At 70.9% G+C, this 19715-nt stretch carries 19 protein-coding genes and 2 pseudogenes; all 21 read right to left on the bottom strand.

The features are described 5' to 3' along the window. A pseudogene (locus ACKVMH_RS08740) lies at positions 1-191 on the bottom strand (flagellum-specific ATP synthase FliI); the annotation flags it as partial. Positions 192-226: 35 nt separating this feature from the next. Next, positions 227-595: pseudogene (locus tag ACKVMH_RS08735) on the bottom strand (FliH/SctL family protein); the annotation flags it as partial. Positions 596-922: 327 nt separating this feature from the next. Further along, a complete protein-coding gene (fliG, locus tag ACKVMH_RS08730; protein WP_215219648.1) occupies positions 923-1951 on the bottom strand; it encodes a flagellar motor switch protein FliG in 1029 nt (342 codons plus the stop codon). Then, positions 1944-3593 (bottom strand): flagellar basal-body MS-ring/collar protein FliF, encoded by a 1650-nt coding sequence (gene fliF, locus ACKVMH_RS08725; protein WP_412699997.1) that lies wholly within the window; start codon positions 3591-3593, stop codon positions 1944-1946. The genes fliG and fliF overlap by 8 nt, the downstream gene beginning before the upstream one ends. Positions 3594-3660: 67 nt before the next feature. Continuing rightward, on the bottom strand, positions 3661-4032 hold the full coding sequence (gene fliE, locus ACKVMH_RS08720; protein ID WP_412699996.1) for a flagellar hook-basal body complex protein FliE: 372 nt from the start codon (positions 4030-4032) through the stop codon (positions 3661-3663). Positions 4033-4137: 105 nt separating this feature from the next. Continuing rightward, on the bottom strand, positions 4138-5559 hold the full coding sequence (locus ACKVMH_RS08715) for a sigma-54 dependent transcriptional regulator (RefSeq protein ID WP_412699995.1): 1422 nt from the start codon (positions 5557-5559) through the stop codon (positions 4138-4140). Between the two features lie 6 nt (positions 5560-5565). Further along, positions 5566-5958 carry a response regulator gene (locus ACKVMH_RS08710; RefSeq protein WP_215219652.1) on the bottom strand — a complete coding sequence of 131 codons (393 nt, stop codon included), beginning with the start codon at positions 5956-5958 and terminating at the stop codon, positions 5566-5568. A 13-nt stretch (positions 5959-5971) separates the two neighbouring features. Then, positions 5972-7357 (bottom strand): RNA polymerase factor sigma-54, encoded by a 1386-nt coding sequence (gene rpoN / locus ACKVMH_RS08705; RefSeq protein WP_412699994.1) that lies wholly within the window; start codon positions 7355-7357, stop codon positions 5972-5974. A gap of 238 nt (positions 7358-7595) precedes the next feature. Continuing rightward, positions 7596-8228, bottom strand: coding sequence for a response regulator transcription factor (locus ACKVMH_RS08700; protein WP_215219654.1), 633 nt, complete (start codon positions 8226-8228; stop codon positions 7596-7598). 245 nt (positions 8229-8473) lie between these two features. Next, the gene (locus ACKVMH_RS08695) at positions 8474-9031 is read right to left on the bottom strand and encodes a PilZ domain-containing protein (protein ID WP_412699993.1); all 558 of its coding nucleotides are present in this window, start codon (positions 9029-9031) and stop codon (positions 8474-8476) included. Continuing rightward, entirely contained in the window at positions 9028-9309 is a 282-nt protein-coding gene (locus ACKVMH_RS08690) for a hypothetical protein (RefSeq protein ID WP_412699992.1), read from the bottom strand. The genes ACKVMH_RS08695 and ACKVMH_RS08690 overlap by 4 nt, the downstream gene beginning before the upstream one ends. Next, positions 9306-9719: a flagellar export chaperone FliS gene (fliS, locus tag ACKVMH_RS08685; RefSeq protein ID WP_412699991.1), complete on the bottom strand. Its 414-nt coding sequence runs from the start codon at positions 9717-9719 to the stop codon at positions 9306-9308. The genes ACKVMH_RS08690 and fliS overlap by 4 nt, the downstream gene beginning before the upstream one ends. A gap of 1 nt (position 9720) precedes the next feature. Next, the gene (gene fliD, locus ACKVMH_RS08680) at positions 9721-11073 is read right to left on the bottom strand and encodes a flagellar filament capping protein FliD (protein ID WP_412699990.1); all 1353 of its coding nucleotides are present in this window, start codon (positions 11071-11073) and stop codon (positions 9721-9723) included. Between the two features lie 259 nt (positions 11074-11332). After that, the gene (locus ACKVMH_RS08675; RefSeq protein WP_412699989.1) at positions 11333-12496 is read right to left on the bottom strand and encodes a flagellin; all 1164 of its coding nucleotides are present in this window, start codon (positions 12494-12496) and stop codon (positions 11333-11335) included. 142 nt (positions 12497-12638) lie between these two features. Further along, a complete protein-coding gene (gene flgL / locus ACKVMH_RS08670; RefSeq protein ID WP_412699988.1) occupies positions 12639-13832 on the bottom strand; it encodes a flagellar hook-associated protein FlgL in 1194 nt (397 codons plus the stop codon). 20 nt (positions 13833-13852) lie between these two features. Beyond that, on the bottom strand, positions 13853-15730 hold the full coding sequence (gene flgK / locus ACKVMH_RS08665; RefSeq protein WP_412699987.1) for a flagellar hook-associated protein FlgK: 1878 nt from the start codon (positions 15728-15730) through the stop codon (positions 13853-13855). A 2-nt stretch (positions 15731-15732) separates the two neighbouring features. Beyond that, the gene (gene flgJ, locus ACKVMH_RS08660) at positions 15733-16821 is read right to left on the bottom strand and encodes a flagellar assembly peptidoglycan hydrolase FlgJ (RefSeq protein WP_412699986.1); all 1089 of its coding nucleotides are present in this window, start codon (positions 16819-16821) and stop codon (positions 15733-15735) included. A gap of 9 nt (positions 16822-16830) precedes the next feature. Further along, entirely contained in the window at positions 16831-17925 is a 1095-nt protein-coding gene (locus ACKVMH_RS08655) for a flagellar basal body P-ring protein FlgI (protein ID WP_412699985.1), read from the bottom strand. 21 nt (positions 17926-17946) lie between these two features. Next, positions 17947-18675, bottom strand: a complete 729-nt coding sequence (locus ACKVMH_RS08650; RefSeq protein WP_412699984.1) for a flagellar basal body L-ring protein FlgH — start codon at positions 18673-18675, stop codon at positions 17947-17949. 2 nt (positions 18676-18677) lie between these two features. Further along, a complete protein-coding gene (gene flgG / locus ACKVMH_RS08645; protein ID WP_036207477.1) occupies positions 18678-19463 on the bottom strand; it encodes a flagellar basal-body rod protein FlgG in 786 nt (261 codons plus the stop codon). 30 nt (positions 19464-19493) lie between these two features. Next, the coding region (locus tag ACKVMH_RS08640; RefSeq protein WP_412699983.1) for a flagellar basal body rod C-terminal domain-containing protein at positions 19494-19715 on the bottom strand (222 nt) is incomplete at its 5' end.

Genomic DNA, 19715 nt, shown 5'->3' with positions numbered 1-19715 from the left:
GTCTCGACCCGGCAGCGCGAGCCCAGCGGCGCCGAGCAGCCCGATGCCTCCAGCGTCAGGCCGACCGCGCGGCGGAGCACGCCCTCGCGGGCCAGGCCGAGCGACGGCGGCTGCGCACCGGATGCGGCCAGCCGTGCCGCCAGTCGCAGGTTGCGGGCTTCTTCCCAGTGTTCGGCGGCGACGGTGGTCATGTGCGCGGCTCCGTCACCGGTGTGTTGACGAAGGCATCCAGGCAGGCCTGCAACCGCGCGGCGAGGGTGCCGTCGATGCGCATGCTCTCGCTGTGCAGTCGCAGTTCGCCGCGGGCCAGCGCGGAGTCGGCGGTCAGGCGCACGCCGCTGAGGCCGGCCAGGTGCGGCGCGAGCACGCCCAGGTCGTCGGGATGCAGGCGCAGTTCGACCTCGCGCGAGCTGGTGCCGACGGCGTCGAGCGCCTCGCGCACCAGGTCGGCCAGCAGGGTGGGGTCGGCAACGTAGCTGCGGCCGAGTAGGGCGCCGGCGATGCGCACCGCCAGGTCGCCGAGCGCGTCCGCCACTTCACCGTCGAGGCGGGCCAGCGGGCGGGTGAAACCGTCGAGGATGCCTTCGATGCGCGCGAGTTGCCGGCGCATCTCGACCTGGCCGGCGGCCANGCGCGTCCGCCACTTCACCGTCGAGGCGGGCCAGCGGGCGGGTGAAACCGTCGAGGATGCCTTCGATGCGCGCGAGTTGCCGGCGCATCTCGACCTGGCCGGCGGCCAGGCCCTCGGCGTGGCCGGCCGCGTAGCCTTCGTCATGCGCGGCGCGTTCGAGCGCCTGCAGGTCTTCCACGCTTGGTGGCGGCGGCAGCGGTTCCGGCTCGACGTAGGCCAGCCCCGGCGCGGTCCAGCGCACCGCGCCCGATGCGTCCGCGTCGGCGAAGCGCGCGTGCAGGGCCGTCTCACTCATACGAACGCCTCGGCCTTGGCGGCGAGTTGGATGGTGCCGTCATCGGCCATCTTGCGGACCGTGGCGAGGATCTCCTTCTGGGCGGCTTCGACCTCGGCCAGTCGCACCGGGCCGCGCGCCTCCATGTCCTCCAGCAGGATCTCGGCCGCGCGCTGCGACATGTTGGTGGTGATCTTCTCGCGCACCCGCGGGTCGGCGCCGCGCAGCGCGACCGCCAGCTTGTCGGACGGAATGTCGCGGAGCACGGTCTGGATCGCGCGGTCGTCGATCTCGGCAAGGTTGTCGAACACGAACATCAGGTCGCGGATGCGGGTGCCGAGCGCGTCGTCGATCTCGCCGATGCTGCCCAGGATCACCTCGTCCTGGCCGGAGTCCATGAAGTTGAGGATATTGGCCGCGACCTTGATGCCGCCGACCGACGACGACTTGATGTTCTGGCTGCCGGAGAACTGCCGCGCCATGACGTCGTTGAGTTCGTTGAGCGCGTTGGGCGGGATCCCATCGAGCGTGGCGATGCGCACCAGCACGTCCGGGCGGACGCGCTCGGGCAGCACCTTGATGACATCGGCGGCCTGGTCGGGGTCCAGGTGCGACAGGACGATGGCGATGATCTGCGGGTGCTCGTTGCGGACCAGGTCGGCGATCGCGCGCGGCTCCATCCACTTCAGCGTGTCCAGCCCGGAGGTGTTGCGGCCGGCCAGGATGCGGTCGATCAGGCTGCTGGCGCGCTCCTCGCCGAGCGCCTGGGTCAGCACCGCGCGGATGTAGTCGTCGGCCGAGCCGAGCGCGCCGGGCTGGGCCAGCACGTCGACGAAGTCGTCGAACACCTGGGCGACCGAGTCATGCGAGATGCCGCCCACCGAGGTCATCGCAAGGCCGAGCTTCTGCACTTCCTTCGCGCTCATGTGCTTGAGCACCTCGGCCGCCTGGCTCTCGCCCAGCGAGAGCAGCACCACCGCGGCGCGCTGGGTGCCGCTGAGGGCGTCGAGCTTGCGGCTGGTCGCCTGCTGGTTCGGATCAGCCATCGGATTCCACCCAGTTGCGCACCACGTTGGCGACCCGCTTGGGGTCGTTGCTGACCGCCGTCTTGGCGACCTGCAGTTTCTCGTCGAAGTTCAGCGCCGCCTCGGCCGTGACGCGCGGTTGCGGGCGCGGCTTCTCGGCCGGGGCCGACAGCGTCACCGGGATCTCCTCGTCATCGGGCAGCACGGTGACCGTCGCCGTCTGCGGCACCTTCGGCGCCAGCAACTGGCGGAAGGCCGGGCGCAGCACGGTGAGGATCAGCACCAGCACCGCCAGCCCGCCCAGGCCGATGCGCAGCAGTTCGCGTGCACGCGGGTGCTGCCAGAACGGCGGGGCTTCCGGCGCGTCCAGCGCATCGCCACGGGCGAACGGCGCGTTGACCACCGACACCATGTCGCCGCGGGTGGCGTTGTAGCCGATCGCCTGCTGCACCAGCGTCTCGATCCTCGCCAGCTCGGTGTCGGTGAGCGCGCGCTGGGTGGTCTTGCCATCGGCACCAGCCTGCGGGACGTTGTCGACCAGCACCGCCGCGGTGACGCGGGTGATCTGGCCGGGCCCCTGGCGGGTATGGGTCAGCGTGCGGTCGATTTCGTAGTTGCGTACTGCCGTGCGCGCGCCGGTGCCGCCACCGCCCGCGGCGGCAGGTGCGGCGGCAGCGGCGGCGGCCGTGGCGGTGTCGGGGTTGTTGCTGGCACTGCCCGGAACACCCTGCGGCCCGGCCAGTGCCGCCAGGTCGCCGGACTCGGAGACCTGCTCGCTGCGGATCATCGCCGGGTCGGGACCGTAGGTCTCGCTGGCCTGCTCGGTCTCGGCAAAATTCATGTCGATGCTGACCTGCGCACTCACCCGGCCCGGGCCGGCCAGCGGTTCCAGCAATTCCTGGATGCGCTGTACATAGACCGCCTCGGCGCGGCGCTGCTGCTCGAAGCGCTGCGCGGTCAGCGCCGACTCGCTGTCGGGGTTGTCGTTGGACAGCATGCGGCCGAACTGGTCGACCACGGTGACGTTGTCGGACGGCATCTGCGGCACGCTGGAGGCGACCAGGTGCTCGATTGCCGCGACCTGGCCCGGCTCGAGCACGCTGCCGCTGCGCAGGTGCAGCACCACCGATGCACTGGCGGGCTCCTTCTGGCGGGTGAACGCGCTCGGCTTGGGCAGCGCCAAGTGCACGCGCGCCTCGCGCACCGGACGCAGGTTGGCGATGGTGCGAGCCAGTTCGGTTTCCAGCGCGTGCTGGTAGCGCGCGTTTTCGACGAACTGGCTGGTGCCGAAGCCCTGGTCGCCCTGCAGCATCTCGAAGCCGCCACCCTCGGCGGCCGGCAACCCCGCGGCCGCCAGCGCCAGCCGCGCCTTGCCGATCTGGTCGGACTCCACCGACAGCGCGCCGCTGCCCGAATCGATCCGGTAGGGGATCTGGGCGGTGCGCAGCAGGTCGGACGCCTCGGCGGTGGAGCGTGCGTCCAGGCCGGCGAACACCGGCACGTAGTCCGGCTTCTGGGTCCAGAAGAACAGCCACAGCCCGAGCGCGATCACCGCCGCGACCAGCGCGAACAGGCCGAGCTGGCGCACCGCGGGGATGTCCTGCAGCGGGCCGAGGTTGCGCAGGTTGCTGGCGGCGTTCTTGGGCAGTTCGATGACGCTCATCGGTACGGTCTCAAAGGGTGCGGCAGGTCATTCCGTGGGAACGACGGATGTCTGGCGGGCATGGCCGTCAGATCGGCATGTTCATGACGTCCTGGTAGGACTGCACCAGCCGGTTGCGCACCTCGGCGGTCGCCTTGAACGCGACCGACGACTGCTGCATCGCCACCATCACCCGCGCCAGGTCGGCGCGCGGGTCGCCCATTTCGAAGGCCTTCTGCAGTTCGGCCGACTCGTGTTGCACCCGGCTGACGTTGTCGAGCGCGTTGTTGAGGGTCTGGCTGAAGCCCGGTGCCTGGACGCCGGTCGCGCGGTCGACGCCATCCGGGCGCAGGGCCTGCGGGTTGATCGCGGTGCCGGCGGGCGCGTCGGCCAGCGGGCCGCGCGCGCGCATCTCGTGGGCGCGGATCTGGGAAAGGATCGATGAAATCGCGTCGGTCATTGCGTGGCTTGCGCGTTCAGCGGGTCTGCCTGTTCATAGGCAAGCCGCGTGCCACGGATGCGCCGGGAACCCGTCGCGCCGCCGGCGCGCCCGGGTGCCGGGGTCTCAGTCCCGCTCGATGCCGTACTTGCGCAGCTTCTCGACCAGGGTGGTGCGGCGCAGGCCCAGCAGCGGCGCGGCGTGCGCAACGACGCCGTCGGCCTGCTGCAGCGCGGCGCGAATCAGCTCCAGCTCGATCTCGGCGATGTGGCTGCGCAGGTCCAGGCCTTCGGCGGGCAGGGTGGCGGTGGGCGAATACGCGGCCGGGTCTGCCGCCCGCGACTCCGTCATCGGGGCGGCGGCCGGCAGTTCGTCCTCGAGGCCTTCCGGCATCGCGGCGCGGTAGCGCGCCGGCAGGTCGGCCGCGCGCACGTTGCCGGACGGGTGCAGCACGGCCAGCCGCTCCAGCAGGTTGCTCAGCTCGCGCACGTTGCCCGGCCAGTCGTAGTGGGCCAGGGCGGCGACCGCGCTGGCGGCCAGGCTGACCCGCCCGCGGCCGCTGTCGGCCAGCTGCCGGGTGATGGCGGCGATCAGGTCGGGCAGGTCGCTGACGCGCTCGCGCAGCGGCGGCATCTCGATCGGGAACACGTTGAGGCGGTAGAACAGGTCCTCGCGGAACTTGCCCTCGTGGATGTGCGCCTCGAGGTTGCGGTGGGTCGCGGCGACCACGCGCACGTCGCAGTGGATCAGGGTGGTGCCGCCGACGCGCTCGAACGTGCGTTCCTGCAGCACGCGCAGCAGCTTGACCTGCATCGGCATCGGCATGTCGCCGATCTCGTCGAGCAGCAGGGTGCCGCCCTCGGCCATCTCGAAGCGGCCCTTGCGCTGGGTCAGCGCGCCGGTGAAGGCGCCCTTCTCGTGGCCGAACAGTTCGCTCTCGAGCAGGTCCGGCGGGATCGCGCCGCAGTTGATCGCCACGAACGGCTTGTTCGCACGCCTGGAGCGCTGGTGGACCGCGCGTGCGGCGACCTCCTTGCCGGTCCCGGACTCGCCGAGGATCAGCACGGTGGTATCGAACGGCGCCACCTGGTCGATCATGCGCGAGAGCTCGAGCACGGCTGGGCTGCGGCCGGTAGGACCGCCACCGGCGGACTGCTCGCGGCGCTCGTCCTCGTCGATGCGCTTCAGGCTGGCGCGGCGCAGGGCTTCCTGCAACTGCACCCGGCGCAGCGGGTAGTCCAGCGGCCACTGGGTCTCGGGATGCAGGCCCGCGCGCCAGGCAGCGTCGGGCGCGTGGCCCGGCAGCACCAGCAACGGCGGGTGCAGCGGCTGCGCGCCGAGCCAGTCGACGAAGGCCTGCCAATCGGTGCCATCGCCGACGTCGCCCACCACAACGGCCACCCAGTCGCTGGCGCGCGCCTTTTTCAGGTCGACGTCCGAGGCCTCGGTGACGATGCGCGGGGTGAAGTCCATGAACTCCAGCAGCGTCGCCACGTGCTCGGCGCGGTCCATGTCGCGCTCGACGACGAGGATGCGGGATTCGCTCATCGCCGCTTACGCCTGGTCGGTCGCCGTGCGGCTGGCGACGAGCGCCTCCAGCAGCGGGACCACGTCGTGGATGTAGGACAGCTTGCTGACGAACGCGTCCGCGCCGGCACGCAGGGCGTGCTCGCGGTGCTCGGCGTCGTCGAAGTGGCTGGCGATGACGATGTAGGGCGGGTTGTCCTGCGCCTTGATCAGGCGCGTGGCCTGCAGCCCGCCCATTTCGGGCATCGCCAGGTCCATCAGCACCGCGTCGGGACGCAGCGCCTCGCACTGGGCGATCGCCTCGATGCCGTTGCCGGCCGAGCCGACGATGTCGAGCCAGTCGATCCGGCGCAGGTGGCGCATCGCTGCGTTGATGAAGCCTTCGTGGTCGTCGACCAGCAACAGTCTCACGGTGCTCATGGGTGTCTCCGGATCAGGCCGCGAGGGCCGGCTTGCAGCGCTGGCGCGCGGACGGGATCGACAGCTGGTCCCGGTACTTTGCCACCGTGCGCCGCGCGATGCGGACGCCGCGGCGGGCGAGCAGGCCGGCGATCACGTCGTCGGCCAGCGGTGCGTGGGGCGGTTCGGCGTCGATCAGGCGCTTGACCATCGCCCTGACCGCCGCGCCGGAGACCTCCGCGCCCTCCAGCCGCACGGCGAACAGCCGCTTGAGCTCGAACGTGCCGCGCGGGGTCTGGATGTACTTGCCGCTGGTGATGCGCGACACGGTGGACTCGTGCATGCCGATCGCGTCGGCGACCTCGCGCAGGGTCAGCGGTGCGATCGCCTCCTCGCCGCGCTCCAGGAAGCCACGCTGGCGCTCCACCAGCACCTGCACGGTGCGCAGCAGGGTGTCGTTGCGCATGGCGACGCCGCGGACCAGCCAGCGCGCCTCGTCGAGCAGCCCGCGCAACACGCTCTGGTCGCCCGGCGCGTGGGCCAGTGCCTGTTCGCAGTGGGCGGCGATGCGGATACGCGGGGTGGCCCGGCCGTTGAGCGCCACGCGCCACTGGCCACCGAGGAAGCGGACGGTGACGTCGGGAATGACATGGCCTTCGTCCTCGGCCGCGGGCGGTTCGACCGCCGACGGTCGCAGGGACAGCACCAACGCGGTGGCGGCGGCCACGGCGTCGACGTCGGCCTGCAACACGCGGGCGAGGGTGGCGGTGTCGTGCGCCGCCAGTGCGTGGATCTGCTCGGCCACCATGCGCTCGGCCAGTGCGCGTTCCGGGCTTGCCGGGTGCGCGGCCAGCTGAGCGAGCAGGCATTCGGCCGCGCTTGCGGCGGCGACCCCGGTCCAGACGCCCTGCAGCAGGCGCTGCCGGACGGCTTCCAGTGCTTCGGCGGTGCTCCCCAGCGCGGCGGCCCCCTCGCGCGCCAGCGCCACCGGCTCGCCCTCCAGCATGCCCAGTTCGTCGCAACGGTCCAGCCACCACTGCGCGATGCGCAGCGCGTCGGCGGTCCAGTCGTACGCCAGTTCCTGCAGCAACCGCACGCGCCAATCGCTGGACTCGCCGGCGGCGATGCGGGCGCAGGCATCGTCGTCGGCGCCCGTCACGCCCCCGCCGGACAGGTAGGCCGGGTCGGGCAGCTCGTCCCAGGCGGCGGCCTCGAGCTCGGCTTCGGCCGTGCCGTCGATGGCATCGGTCTCGCCGACCTCGTCGTCGTCCTCGGTCTCGAGCATGGGGTTGCGGTCCAGTGCCTGCCGCAACTCCAGTTCGAGCTGCGGCGCGGTCAGCTGCAGCAGCCGGATCGACTGCAGCAACTGCGGCGTGAGATTGACCCCCTGCGCAAGCTGCGCCCTGACGCTGGTCTTCACTTCAGATCCCCTTCCATTCCGATCCCGCTCCCCCGCCGGTTCGAAACCGGCTGCGGCATGAATCGTGCAGGAGGGGCGACGGCGATCGCATCGGGGTGAACCCGTCATCGCCCGGGGTTTCCCCGAGCCGCGTAGGGGATTTTCTTACACAGGCGCCGTCTTTCCGGCACGCCGGTCACGTTCGGCGGCAAAAACGGCTTTCACGGAATGCGACGCAGGTCCGGATTGGCCCCGCCGCCTACAGATCGCCCCGGATCCGCATCGCGGTGCGCAGCAGTTCGACCGCGTTGCGGCAGCCCAGCGCGTCCATCAGGCGGGCACGATGGGTTTCCACCGTCTTGACGCTGATGCCCAGGTCGGCGGCGATCTGCTTAGTGCTGTGGCCGGCCCCGATGGCCGCCAGGATCTCGCGCTGGCGCGGCGGCAGGGCATGCACGCCGCCTTGGCCGTTGGCCTGCGCACGCGTGGTGGCCAGTTGCGGCGCCGAGACCTGCGGACTGAGGAAGGTGCGCCCGGCAAAGGCCGCGCGCAGCGCGATCTCCAGCTCGGCCGGCGCCGCCTCCTTCACCACGAAGCCCTTGGCGCCCCGCGCGAGCGCCTCGCGCACGTGGCTGGCGTCGTCGTGCATGGACATGATCACCACCGCGCAGCCGGGGCAGGTGCGGTGCAGTTCGGCCATGGCCTCGAAGCCGTTGCGGCCGGGCATCGACAGGTCGAGCAGGACGACGTCGGGCAGCGCCTCGCCGGCGCGGATCACCGCCTCGTCCGCGCCTGCGGCCTCGGCCACCACCTCGATGCCGTCGAACGACTCGATCAGCCGGCGCAGGCCCGCACGGATCAGGGTGTGGTCGTCGCAGATCAGTACCCGCACGTGGAGGGTGTCCCTGTTTGGAATATGCGCCCGGTCACCTTAGCCGAGCGCCCCGCGCTTTTGTAGGAGCGGACGTAGGAGCGGCGTAAGTCGCGACCCGCTGGCAATCGGCTCGGGTGAAGGCCCGGGAGGGGGGGGTGGGGGGGCAGCGCGAGTCGGGATTGGCGTTGTCCGCGATGCACAGGCGTGGTCAGTGGGTCGCGACTTCCGTCGCTCCTACGGGATGCCTGCGGGCGACCTCCCGCCTACCGCACCCGGCGGCTTTCGGCGATGGCGCGGCGGTGAACGCGGAACAGGTGCCGTGCCAGCGCCGACTCCAGTGCCGGCGTCAGCGGGCCGAAGCGCAGCCACAGTTGCTGGCCGCGGCCATGGGCGACGCTCGCGACCACCGTCGCCGGCAGCAACAGGGTTTCGGGCAGCCAGTCCGACGGCTGCACGCGCAGCGCGCCGCCGGTGCCGGGCGCGACCGCGTCGTCGACTTCCAGGCACGCGCCCAGCGATGACCAGCGCAGCGGACGCCGCGGGTCGAAGTGCTCGGCGAAGCGGCTGGCCACCAGCGCGGTCAGCAGGTCGAGCTTGGCCTCGATGCGGTGCAGGACCACGTCGGACGCGCCGTGCTCGTCGGTCTCGTCGCCGCGGCTGTCCTCGACCACCGCCAGCGAGCGCAACAGGCTTTCGCCACGCAGGCAGGCGGTGCGCGCCGCGGCGGGCGACAGGGGTCCGGGGATGAACGCCGCCGGGCGAACCTCCTCGCAGGCGAGCGAGTCGCCGAAGACCTCGTGCCGGGCGCTGTCGGCGTTCACCGGCCGGTGGCCTTGTAGGCGGCCGCGCCGCGGTGGCTCTCGCGCAGGCGTTGCAGGGCGGAGCCCGCATTGGAGCGTGCGGCCTGCAGGTGTTCGACCAGCTCGCGCTGGGCGTGCAGCAGGGTCAGCCAGGTGTCGCGGCTGCGCGAATCCGGTGGCTCGGTGGCGATTGCCGCGCGGACCTCGCGCTCGTGCTCCTTGAGCAGCGCCGAGGCGCGGTCGAACTCGCCGGCATCGAGCGCGGCGCGCACGCGTGCGATCGGCAGCGCCGGGATCATTGGGTGCCGTCCACCGGCGCGGGCGCCGCCGGGTCGATCGCGCGCCAGGCCTGCTCGATGTCGCCGAGCAGTTCGTCGACCTCGGCCAGCGGCGCGGCATCGTTGTTGCCGTTGGCCTCCAGCAGGCGGCGCTGGAAGTAGTCGTACAACGCGTGCAGGCCCTCGGCGATCTCGCCGCCGGCCTTCATGTCGAGGGTGCTGTTGAGCCCGCCGATGATGCCGCTGGCCGAGCTGATCGCCTGTGCCTTGCGGGCGAGGTCGCCGCGCTGCAGGCAGGCCATCGCCAGCTGCACGCGCTCGCGCGCGCCACCGAGCATCAGCGTGACCAGCTGGTGCGGGCTGGCGTCGAGGATGGCGCTGCTGGCGCCGGTCTGGCGGTACTGGTTGGCGAAGGCGCGGGCGCTATGCATGTCAGGAGCTCTGCGAGTAGGACGGCAGCGTGGCGAGCTGCTGGGATAGGAAGGAACTGACCGAGCTCATCTGCGCGACCATCGCGTCGAGCGCGGTGAACTGCCGCAGGTAGTTGGCCTCGACCTTTTCCATGCGGCGGTCGAGCGCGAGGCGGTCGCTTTCGAGACGCTCCATGCGCGATTGCAGCGCTTCGGTGCGGTCGCTGATCATCCCATCGTCGCCGAGCCAGGACTTGAGCGCGCCGGCCAGCGGCCCCCGCAGTGAGCCCTCGTCGCCGAGCAGGCGCTGGACCGCCTGCGGATCCTCCGCAACCGCCTTGTCGAAGGTGGCGCCGTCCAGGCTGAGCGAGCCGTCGACCTTTGTCTCGAAGCCCAGCGCGGCCAGCTCGGCATAGTTCTGGCTGACGAAGCCGCGCAGCGACTGGGTGATTCCACGCGGGGCGGCGTCACCGCTGAGTGCGGCGCCGGGTACGTCTTCGCTGCCGGCAGCGCTCTGGGTACGCAACTGCGACAGCGCGGTGTTGTAGGCGCTGATCACGCCCAGCAGGCCGGCCTTGAGCGTGCTCGGGTCGGACTTCAGCTCGAGGCTGGACGCCTCGCCGGGCGAGGCTTTGGTCAGGTCGAGGGTGACCCCGTCGATGAGGTCGTCGATGCGGTTGGTGCTGCTGGTGCGGCTGATGCCGTCGACGGTCACCAGCGCGTCGTTCCCGGGATCGACCACCGTCATCGTGCCGCCGGAGGTGGCCAGCGCGCCCAGGCCGCCGTCCCCGCCGTCGGCAGTGACCTGCAGGCGCCCTTCGGTGCCGGTGGTGGTGGAGGAGAGCACGAGCACGTCGCCCGCGTCGCCGCGCACGAGGGTGGCACTGACGCCATGGGCACCGGCCTGCTTGTTGATGGCATCGCGAATGTCGGACAGCGAGCCCTCGCCCTCGGGGATGGAAACCGCGACGGGGTCGCCGTCGCCGACGCTGATGGTCAGCGTGCCGTGGCCAAGCTGCGTGTCGGACGCGAGCGGAGCGGACTGCAGCTTGTGGGTGCTGGCCAGGCGCTCGACGGTGACGTCGTACTGGCCGAGCGAGGCCCTGGCGCCGGCAGTGGCGGTGAAGCCGGCCCCCTCGGCGACGCTGACCTTGCGACCGGGCGACGCGCCTTCGCCGTCGAACTTGGCCAGCGCATCGCGCAGCCCCGACAGCGCGCTGTTGATCTTGCCGAACGCGGAGATCTGCGACTGGGTGGTCGACTCGAAGCGGTCGATGCGGTTGTCCGACGGCGCGCGCTCGGCGGCGACCAGCTGGGTCACCATCTTGTGCACGTCGAGGCCGGAACCGATGCCTGGGCTTGAGAACGATGCCACTGCTGCCTCCTGGAGCGGTTGGACGGGTTGGCGCGGGTGCTGGAAGGAACGATCCAGAATGCCGTGGCAAGAACCGTTCCGCCGGGTTGTTGACGCCGGTTAACGCCGCGCCTTGCCTTGTTATTGGTAACGGCCGCGCGAGGTGGGGCTTTAGTGCCGCCGCGCCGGCGCACCGGCGGCCAGGCAACAAAAAACCGGCCAGGGCAGTGCCACTGGCCGGTTCCGGAGAGACGAGGATCTCCCGTGGTACTGCGGTCGATCAGCGCAGCAGGCTGAGCACGCTCTGCGACGACTGGTTGGCCTGCGCCAGCATCGCGGTACCGGCCTGCTGCAGGATCTGCGTGCGCGACAGGTTGGCGGTCTCCTTGGCGTAGTCGGCGTCCATGATCCGGCTGCGGGCAGCGGAAAGGTTCTCCGAACCGGTCTGCAGGTTGGTAACCACCGAGGAGAAGCGGTTCTGCACGGCACCGAGGTCGGCGCGGGCGTCGTTGACGGCCTTCAGGGCGGCGTCCATGGCGAGCATGGCGTTGTCCGCACCTTCTGCGGTGGAGATGTCGAGGTCGGCGAAACCGGTGTGGGATGCGCCTGGGGTAACGGTGGCCGTACCGTCTGCCGTCGCAAGGCCAGTCACGTTGGTCAGCGTACCCACGGTCAGCGTTTCATCAGTGGAGGTGATGGTGCCGTCGGCTGCCATGGTCACGTTGGCCAAGCCGGGGTTGTTGGCGGTGTCCGCCTTCGCGGTATCAAAGGCAGTCTTCAGCTCAGCCAGGGCCAGTGCGCTCGTCGTATTGGCGGCGTTGGCGGCAATGCTGATCGTCGACCCGTTGACCTGGAACGACGCCGCATCTGCAGGCGTGGTGACAGCGGCAGTCTGGGTCTGACTGTAGGTCGTGGTGCTCGGCTCGGTCCAAGTGCCCAGTGCGTCGATGTTGGCATCGGCGATGGCGGCGATGTCGATCGTCTCACCCTGGTTGGCGCCGACCTGGAACGACTGCGCGGTGAAGTCGCCGTTCAGCAGTTTGGTGCCGTTGAAGTTGGTGGTGTCGGCGACGCGGTCGATCTCCGACATCAGCTGGTCGACTTCCTTCTGCAGGGCGGCGCGGTCGTCAGTCGAGTTGGTGGCGTTGCGCGACTGCACGGCCAGCTCGCGGATGCGCTGCAGGTTGTTGCCGATCTCGCCCAGCGCGCCTTCGGCGGTCTGCGCCAGCGAGATGCCGTCGTTGGCGTTGCGGGCGGCCTGGTCCATGCCGCGGATCTGGGTGGTGAAGCGCTCGGAGATGGCGAGGCCGGCAGCGTCGTCCTTGGCGCTGTTGATGCGCAGGCCCGACGACAGGCGCTGGATGGTGGTGCCGAGGTCGGCGCTGTTGGCAGTCAGGTTGCGCTGCGCATTGAGCGACATCACGTTGGTGTTGATGACAGACATTTGAAGGTCTCCTGGATTCGGAAGTCCGGCGTTTCGCGCCGGGTGGCGTCGCAGGGGCTTGCCGTGATCCGGTCCTGTCCGCTGCTGAGAAAGGTATCGGCGGTGTCTTGTCAAGCTTTAGCGCTTTCGCGCTTTTTTTCCGCTACAGGCGGTTGAACAGCGACAGGCCCTGGATGCGCACCGTCACCTGCTGCGCGGCCTGCAGAGCGGTGAGCTGCATCGCGAAGCGGCTGGCTGCCTCGGCGTAGTCGGTGTCACGCAGGTCCGACAGCGTGCTTTCCAGTGCGAGTGCGGTGGCGCTGCGGCTCTCGGCGGCGTGGTCGAGCGTGGACAGACGTGCGCCGGTGTCCGCGCGTGCCGCCAGCAGGTGCTCCTGCGCGGTGGCCAGGTCGCCAAGTCCTGCGGTCAACAGGTTGGTGCGGCGTGCGTTGTCCGCGGGGCTGCCGTCGGGGGCTTCCAGTGCGTCGGCCAGGCCGTCGAGGGTGGCGAAGATGTCGCGTTCGCTGGCGCGCTCGACCGTGAAGCGGTCGCCGGCCACCGGCTCGCCGCGCAGTTCCATCTGCACGCCGCCGGCGGTGATGGTCTGGCCGCTCTGCCATTGGCCGGTGCCGATCTCGGCACCGCCTGCATCGAGCACGCGGTACTGGTCGCTTCCGGTGAATTCGACGGTGACGCCAGCGCCGTTCCAGCTGGCGTGGTCGGTCACGCTGGCCGAGGCCAGCAGCACCGTGCCGGTGTTGGATGCGCCGGCGCTGCCGCGCACGATGCCGTCACCAGTGGGCACGCGGAGGAACAGCGCGCTGCCCGGATCGGTGTCGGCGACCGCTAGGTCGGGTGCGACGTCGACGTCATTGCGGCCGGCGTCGCCGGCATAGGTCACGGTGCCGCCGTTGTCGGCAAACGGCACCACGCCGTCGCGCGTGCCCGCGAACAGCGCGCGGCCGGCACCGTCGCCGCGGTTGCCGATCGCGATCATCTCGGCACGCAACTGGCGCATCTCGATCGCGATCAGCCGGCGGTCCTGGCCCGACAGCGTGGGAGTGTTGGCGCGGATCACCAGCTCCCGCGCGCGGACCAGCTGGTCGCCGGCGTCCGCCAGCGCGTTCTCCTGCAGGCCCAGCCGGCGCTCCAGGTGGCCGCTGCTCTTGTCGAACTGCTCTAGCGAGGACACGGCATGATCGAGCCGTTGCGCGTTGGAGAACGCGGCCGGGTCGTCGGCGGCGGTGACCAGCTTGCTGCCGGTGGTCATCTGCTGCTGGGTTTTCGCCATGGCCTGCTGCTTCTGCAACATGCCCTGCAGGCCCTGGTTGTGGATCTGCGCGGTGGAAAGTCTCATGCGGCGCTCCGGGTTCGGCCTCAGCGCACCGCGCCGAGCAGGGTCTGGAACATGTCGTCGGCGGTCTTGATGATCTGCGCGGCGGCCTGGTAGGCCTGCTGGTAACGCAGCAGGTCGGCGGCTTCCTCGTCGAGGTTCACGCCCGACACCGACTCGCGCTCGGCGATCACCTGGGCGTGGATCGCGTCCTGAGCTTCCAGGCTGAGGCCGGCGTGGCGTGCTTCGCTGCCGGCGCGGCCGGTGAGTTGCGACAGTCCGGCCGTGAGACCGACGCTGCCGCCGTCGAGCACGCCCTCGGTGTCGATTGCCGCCAGCCCGCGTGCGTTGCCGTTGTCGGACGAACGCGGCGGGGTGCGCGCGAGGTTGAAGCGGTCCCCCGCGGCCGGCGTGCCGTCCAGTGCGAGCGACCAGCCATCGCCGGCCACCGGCGTGCCGGCGGTCCAGGCGAACGGACCGGCGCCGTCGACGGTGTACTGGGTCGAATCGATGAACTCGACCGTGGCGCCGGCGAAACCGGCGAACGTCGCGGCGTCGGTGATGCGGGCCGCGCCGCCGGTCGCGTTGCCAATGTTGGCGGGGTCGGCGCTGGCCTGCAGCGGGCGGGCCGCGGCGCCGCCGAGCGGGTCATCGAGCACCACCTGCAACCCGCCAGCCGCGCCTGAGGTGGGGCGCAGTGAGAAGCGGTCGCCGTTGGCCGGCGTGCCGCCGACCACCAGCTCGACACCGTCGACCACCAGCGGGTCGGCCGCGGTGCCGCTGCCGGTCATCGGCACGGACTCGCTGCTGCCCGCGCGGGTCGCGCTCCAGCTGCCGCCTTCAAAGCGCAGCACCAGGTCGTGGCCCTTGAGCGCGCCGACATCGCCGATGCCCGCCTGCAGGGTGGCGCTGCCGGTGTTGGCCGCGTGCCGGTCGACCCGCGGTGCCGGCAACGCGAACATGTCGCTACCCGGGGCGCCGTTGTAATCCACGCCGGCGCGCTGGGCCTGGTTGAAGCTGTCGGCGAAGGCGACCGCCACCCGGCCAAGCTCGGCCCGCATCGGGTCGAGCACGCGGCCGCGGAACTCGAGCAGGCCGCCGATCTCGCCGCTCACCGCGGACGCCGGCAGCGGCACCGCGCCATTGGGGCTGTCGAGCGCGAGCTGCAGGCGATCGGGGCGGAACGGGTCGGGCGCGGTCGACAGCGCCATCGCCTTGTTGCCGAGCACCATGGCCTGGCCACCGCCGGTGAACACGTTGACGGCGCCGTTGTCCTGCTCGACCGTTTCGGCGCCGACCAGCGCAGCGAGCTTCTCGATCCGCGCCGCGCGCTGGTCGAGCAGGCCGGGCGTGGCATTGCCACCGGCGGCCACGATCTGCTGGTTGAGCGAAGCGATCTCGCTGGCGTACTTGTTGGCGGCGGCCACCTGCGACTCGATGCGCACGTCGACCTCGTCACCGATGGTCGCCATCTGCGCATCCATCGATCGCCAGCGCGCGGCGAGCTGTTCGCCCGAGGCGAGCAGCTGGCTCCGCGCGGACGTGGAGGTCGGTTCTGCCACAACGCCCTCGGCGGCGGCGAAGAACGCGGACCACGGCGCGCCCAGGCTGGTGGCGGAGTCCGACATCAGGCTGTCGACGCGCGAGGACAGCGACGAGAGCTGCTGCAGGCGGCCGAGTTCGCCGCTGCTGTCGACCTGGCGCGCGAACACGAGACCGTCCGCCAGCCGCTGCAGGCGGGCGACGTTGACGCCGCCGCCGACGGTGCCGGCGCCGAGCGTCTCGCCCGGGCGCGACTCCATCTCGACGCGCTGGCGGCTGTAGCCGGGCGTCGCGGCATTGGCGACGTTGTTGCCGACGGTGGCAAGCGCGCGCTGGAAGGCGAGCAGGGCGGAACTACCGGTGGACAGCATGCCGCTCATGGTCATCCTCGCGGTGTGGCGCCGGGAGCGGCGGCGTAGGCGGATGTGGGGGTATCGCGTGCAGGCGCGGCGCGGGCGACGGCCTGGTCGCGGCCGGTGTCGAGGCCCGACAGCGCACGTTCGAGCGTCGGACCATTGGCGATCGCGGTGATCTTGGCCGCGTACGACGGATCGGTCGCGTAGCCGGCGCGTTGCAGCGCGCTGGCGAAGCCGCGGGTGTCGTCACCGGCGGCCAGCGCACCGGAGTAGCGCTGCTTGCGCATCAGCCGGGCGTAGTCCTGGAAGCTTTCGTGGATCGACCCGTACGCGCGGAAATCGTCACGCTGGTTCTGCCGTACGCCGCCGATGAACTCGTGCGTGGCCGACGCGACCTTCGCTCCGTTCCAGCCGGTGGCCTTGATCCCGAACAGGTTGTGCGAACCGTCGCCGCCGACCAGGCGCCGGCCCCAGCCGGTCTCAAGCGCGGCCTGCGCGACGAGGGCCTTTGCCGGCACACCGAGCTCGGCGGCCGTGCGCTGCGCATGCGGCCAGATCGACCTTACGAACGCCTCGGGACTGCTGGAATCGAGCCTGGCGCTCGGGTCGGCGGGCCTGTCGTACGCGCCATGGTCTACCGGCGGTGCGACGGCCGGTGCCGGTAGCGGTGCGAATGCGCCGAGCGAGACGCCGCTGCGGGTCGGTGCCAGCGTGAGCCCGCCAGCGCCCGCCGACGGCAATCCGGTCATGGTTTGCGGCGAGGCGGACAGCGGCATCGCCATCGGCAGTTCGCGGGTGAGCGGCAGGCCGCCGGGCACGCTGTTGAACGTCGCCTCGACCGTGCCGCCGCCCTGGTCGCGCTCGAGCTGGCGCACGATCATCGGTGACAGTCCGAGCCCCTGGCCCTTCGCCAGCTCCTTGGCGAGCTGCTGGTCATGCATCTCGCGATAGGTCGTGTTGTCGCCCAGCATCGGGTCGCCGAAGCTCGTGCTGCGCATCGACTTGAGCATCATCTGTGCGAACTGCGTCTCCAGCTCGCGCGCAGCCTCGCGCAGCCGTTCCCGTGGGGGCCCGGCTGCGTCGAGTGGCATCGCGGTAGCGGATTGCAGGTGCATGGCCGTGGCTCAGATCACCTCGAGCTCGGCGCGCAGGGCACCGGCGCGCTTGAGCGCTTCCAGGATCGCGACGATGTCGCCCGGCGCGGCGCCGACGGCGTTGACCGCCTGCACGATGGCCTGCAGCGATGCGCCCTGCAGCACGAACATCCGGTTGCCGGACTCGGTCACCTCGATGGACGACTGCGGCGCGACCACCGTGGCACCGTTACCGAACGGTGCGGGCTGGCTGATCTGGCTGCCTTCGACCACCGAGACGGTCAGCGAGCCGTGCGACACCGCGGCCGGCAGCACGCTGACCTCGCCGCCCATCACCACGGTGCCGGTGCGGGCATTGACGATGACCTTGGACGGGGCCGTGCCCGGGCTGATCTCCAGGCTTTCCAGTCGCGACAGGAACGCGATGCGGTCGCCGGCCGGCGGCGCGACCTCGATGGTGACGCCGTCCACCGCGTGCGCGCGGCCGGGGCCGAACGCCGCGTCGATCGCCGAGACGATGCGCGCGGCGGTGGTGAAGTCGAACTCGTGCAGGTTCAGCGTGACCGACCCACCCGGCGCCGCCCCCGGCACCGCACGCTCGACCACCGCGCCGTTGGGGATGGTGCCGGAATTGGGTGCGTTGACCGAGATCCGCGAACCGTCCCGGCCGGACGCGCCGAAGCCACTGACCATCAGGCTGCCCTGCGCGATCGCATAGACCTGGCCGTCGGCGCCCTTCAGCGGCGCCATCAGCAGGCTGCCACCGCGCAGCGAACCGGCGTTGCCGATCGAACTGACGGTGATGTCGATGGTCTGCCCGGGCTTGGCGTGCGGCGGCAGTTCGGCGTGGATCGCGACGGCCGCGACGTTCTTGAGCTGCGGGTTGACCCCCGGTGGGATGCTGACGCCGAGCTGGTCGAGCATGGTCTTCAGGCTCTGCACGGTGAACGGCGTCTGGCTGGTGCGGTCGCCGCTACCGTCCAGGCCGACCACCAGGCCGTAGCCGACCAGCGGGTTGCCGCGGACGCCGGCCACCTGGGCCAGGTCCTTGATGCGTTCGGCTGCGGCCGGTGGGCTGGCGAGCGCCAGGCCGAACGAGACGATGAGGGCGATGAGCAGGCGCATGGAGTGGGTCTCGGCGTGCTGTCAGTAAGGGAAGGCGGCGGAGTTGAAGAACCGGCCAAGCCAGCCCATCGCGTTGGAGCGCGCCAGCGTGCCGCGACCGCCATAGACGATCCGGGCATTGCCGACGCGGTCGGAGGTGATGCGGTTGTCGGGACCGATATCGGCGCTGCGCACGATTCCTTGAACCTGCACCAGCTCGTCGCCCTGGTTCAGGCGCATGCGTTTCTCGCCGGCCACCAGCAGGTTGCCGTTGCCCAGCTGCTCCACGACGGTGACGGTGATTTCGCCGTCCAGCCGGTTGCTCTGGGTCGAGTTGCCGGCGCCGGCGAAGTCGCGACCGGCCTCGACCTCGGCCTGCAGGATCGACTGGCCCTTGTAGGTGACCGGCACGCCGGCGATGACCGGGGCGCCCAGGCTCATGCCCGAGTCCTTGGTGACCGAGGTCTGCGCGACCGAGCGCGCCGACGTCGACTCGACCAGCACGATGGTCAGCAGGTCGCCGGGATAGCGGGCCTTGTTGTCCTCGAACAGGCTCAGGCCGCGGCTCTGGCCGGCGCCGCTGGCGGCGTAGATCGAGCCGCTTGCCGGCATCGCGGCAACGGCGCCAGTGGCCGTCGTGACCGCCGCGGCCGCGCCGACTGCCGCGCCCGCGGCCTGCGGCGTCATGGGTTCGAAGGGCCGGACGTCGCCGACGATGCTGGCGCAGCCGGCGAGGGGAAGCAGCAGGGCGGCGAGGATCAGGCGCGTCATGGTCACAGGTTCTGGTTGAGGAAGCCGAGCATCTGGTCGACCGTGGAGATCGCCTTGGCGTTGGTCTCGTAGGCGCGCTGGGTCTCGATCATCGACACGAGCTCTTCCACCGTGTTGACGTTGGACGACTCCAGCGAGCCCTGCGCCAGCAGGCCGATGCCGCCGGTGCCGGGACCGCCGACCTGGGCCGGGCCGCTGGCGCCGGTTTCCACGAAGAGGTTGCCGCCCTTGGCCTGCAGGCCGGCGGGATTGACGAAGTCGGCTAGGGTCAGTGCGCCGACCTGCACCGCCTCGGGCTCGCCAGCCACCTGCACGCTGACGGTGCCGTCGGCGGCGATGGTCACGCTCTGCGCGCCCTCGGGGAACTGCAAGCCGGGTTGCACCGGGTAACCGGAGTTGGTCACCAGTTCGCCGTTGGCGTTGATCTGGAAGCTGCCGTCACGCGTATAGGCGGGGCTGCCGTCGGGCATCAGCACCTCGAAGAAGCCGCGGCCGTTGATCGCCACGTCCAGCGCGTTGCCCGTCTGCGACAGGTTGCCCTGGGTGAACTGCTTGGCGGTCGCGGCGACGCGCACGCCGGTTCCGGTCGACAGGCCGGACGGCAGCTGGGTCTGCTCGCTGGACGCGCCGCCGGGCTGGCGGACGGTCTGGTACAGCAGGTCCTCGAAGCTGGCGCGGTCGCGCTTGAAGCCGGTGGTGTTCGTATTGGCGAGGTTGTTGGAGATGACCGCCATGCGCGTCTGCTGCGCATCGAGGCCGGTCTTGGCGATCCACAGAGCCTGGGTCATGGCGGGGTACCTCCGGTGTCAGTCAAAAAGTCAGCGCGAGGACAGCAGGGAATTGCTGGCACGGGCGCTCTCGTCACCGCTCTGCAAGACCCGTACCTGCATCTCGAACTGGCGGGAGAGCTGGATCATCGAAACCAGCATCGACGTCGCGTCGACGTTGCTGGATTCCAGCGCGCCGGCGGTCAGGACGTTGCCGGCGGCTGGCGGCGCGGGGTCGGCGCCGGCGGGCATCCGCATCAGGCCGTCGTCGCC

Origin of the sequence: Lysobacter zhanggongensis, from assembly GCF_046638635.1 — a bacterium.
Taxonomy (GTDB): domain Bacteria; phylum Pseudomonadota; class Gammaproteobacteria; order Xanthomonadales; family Xanthomonadaceae; genus Novilysobacter; species Novilysobacter luteus.
This window is presented reverse-complemented; position numbering and strand designations above follow the sequence as displayed.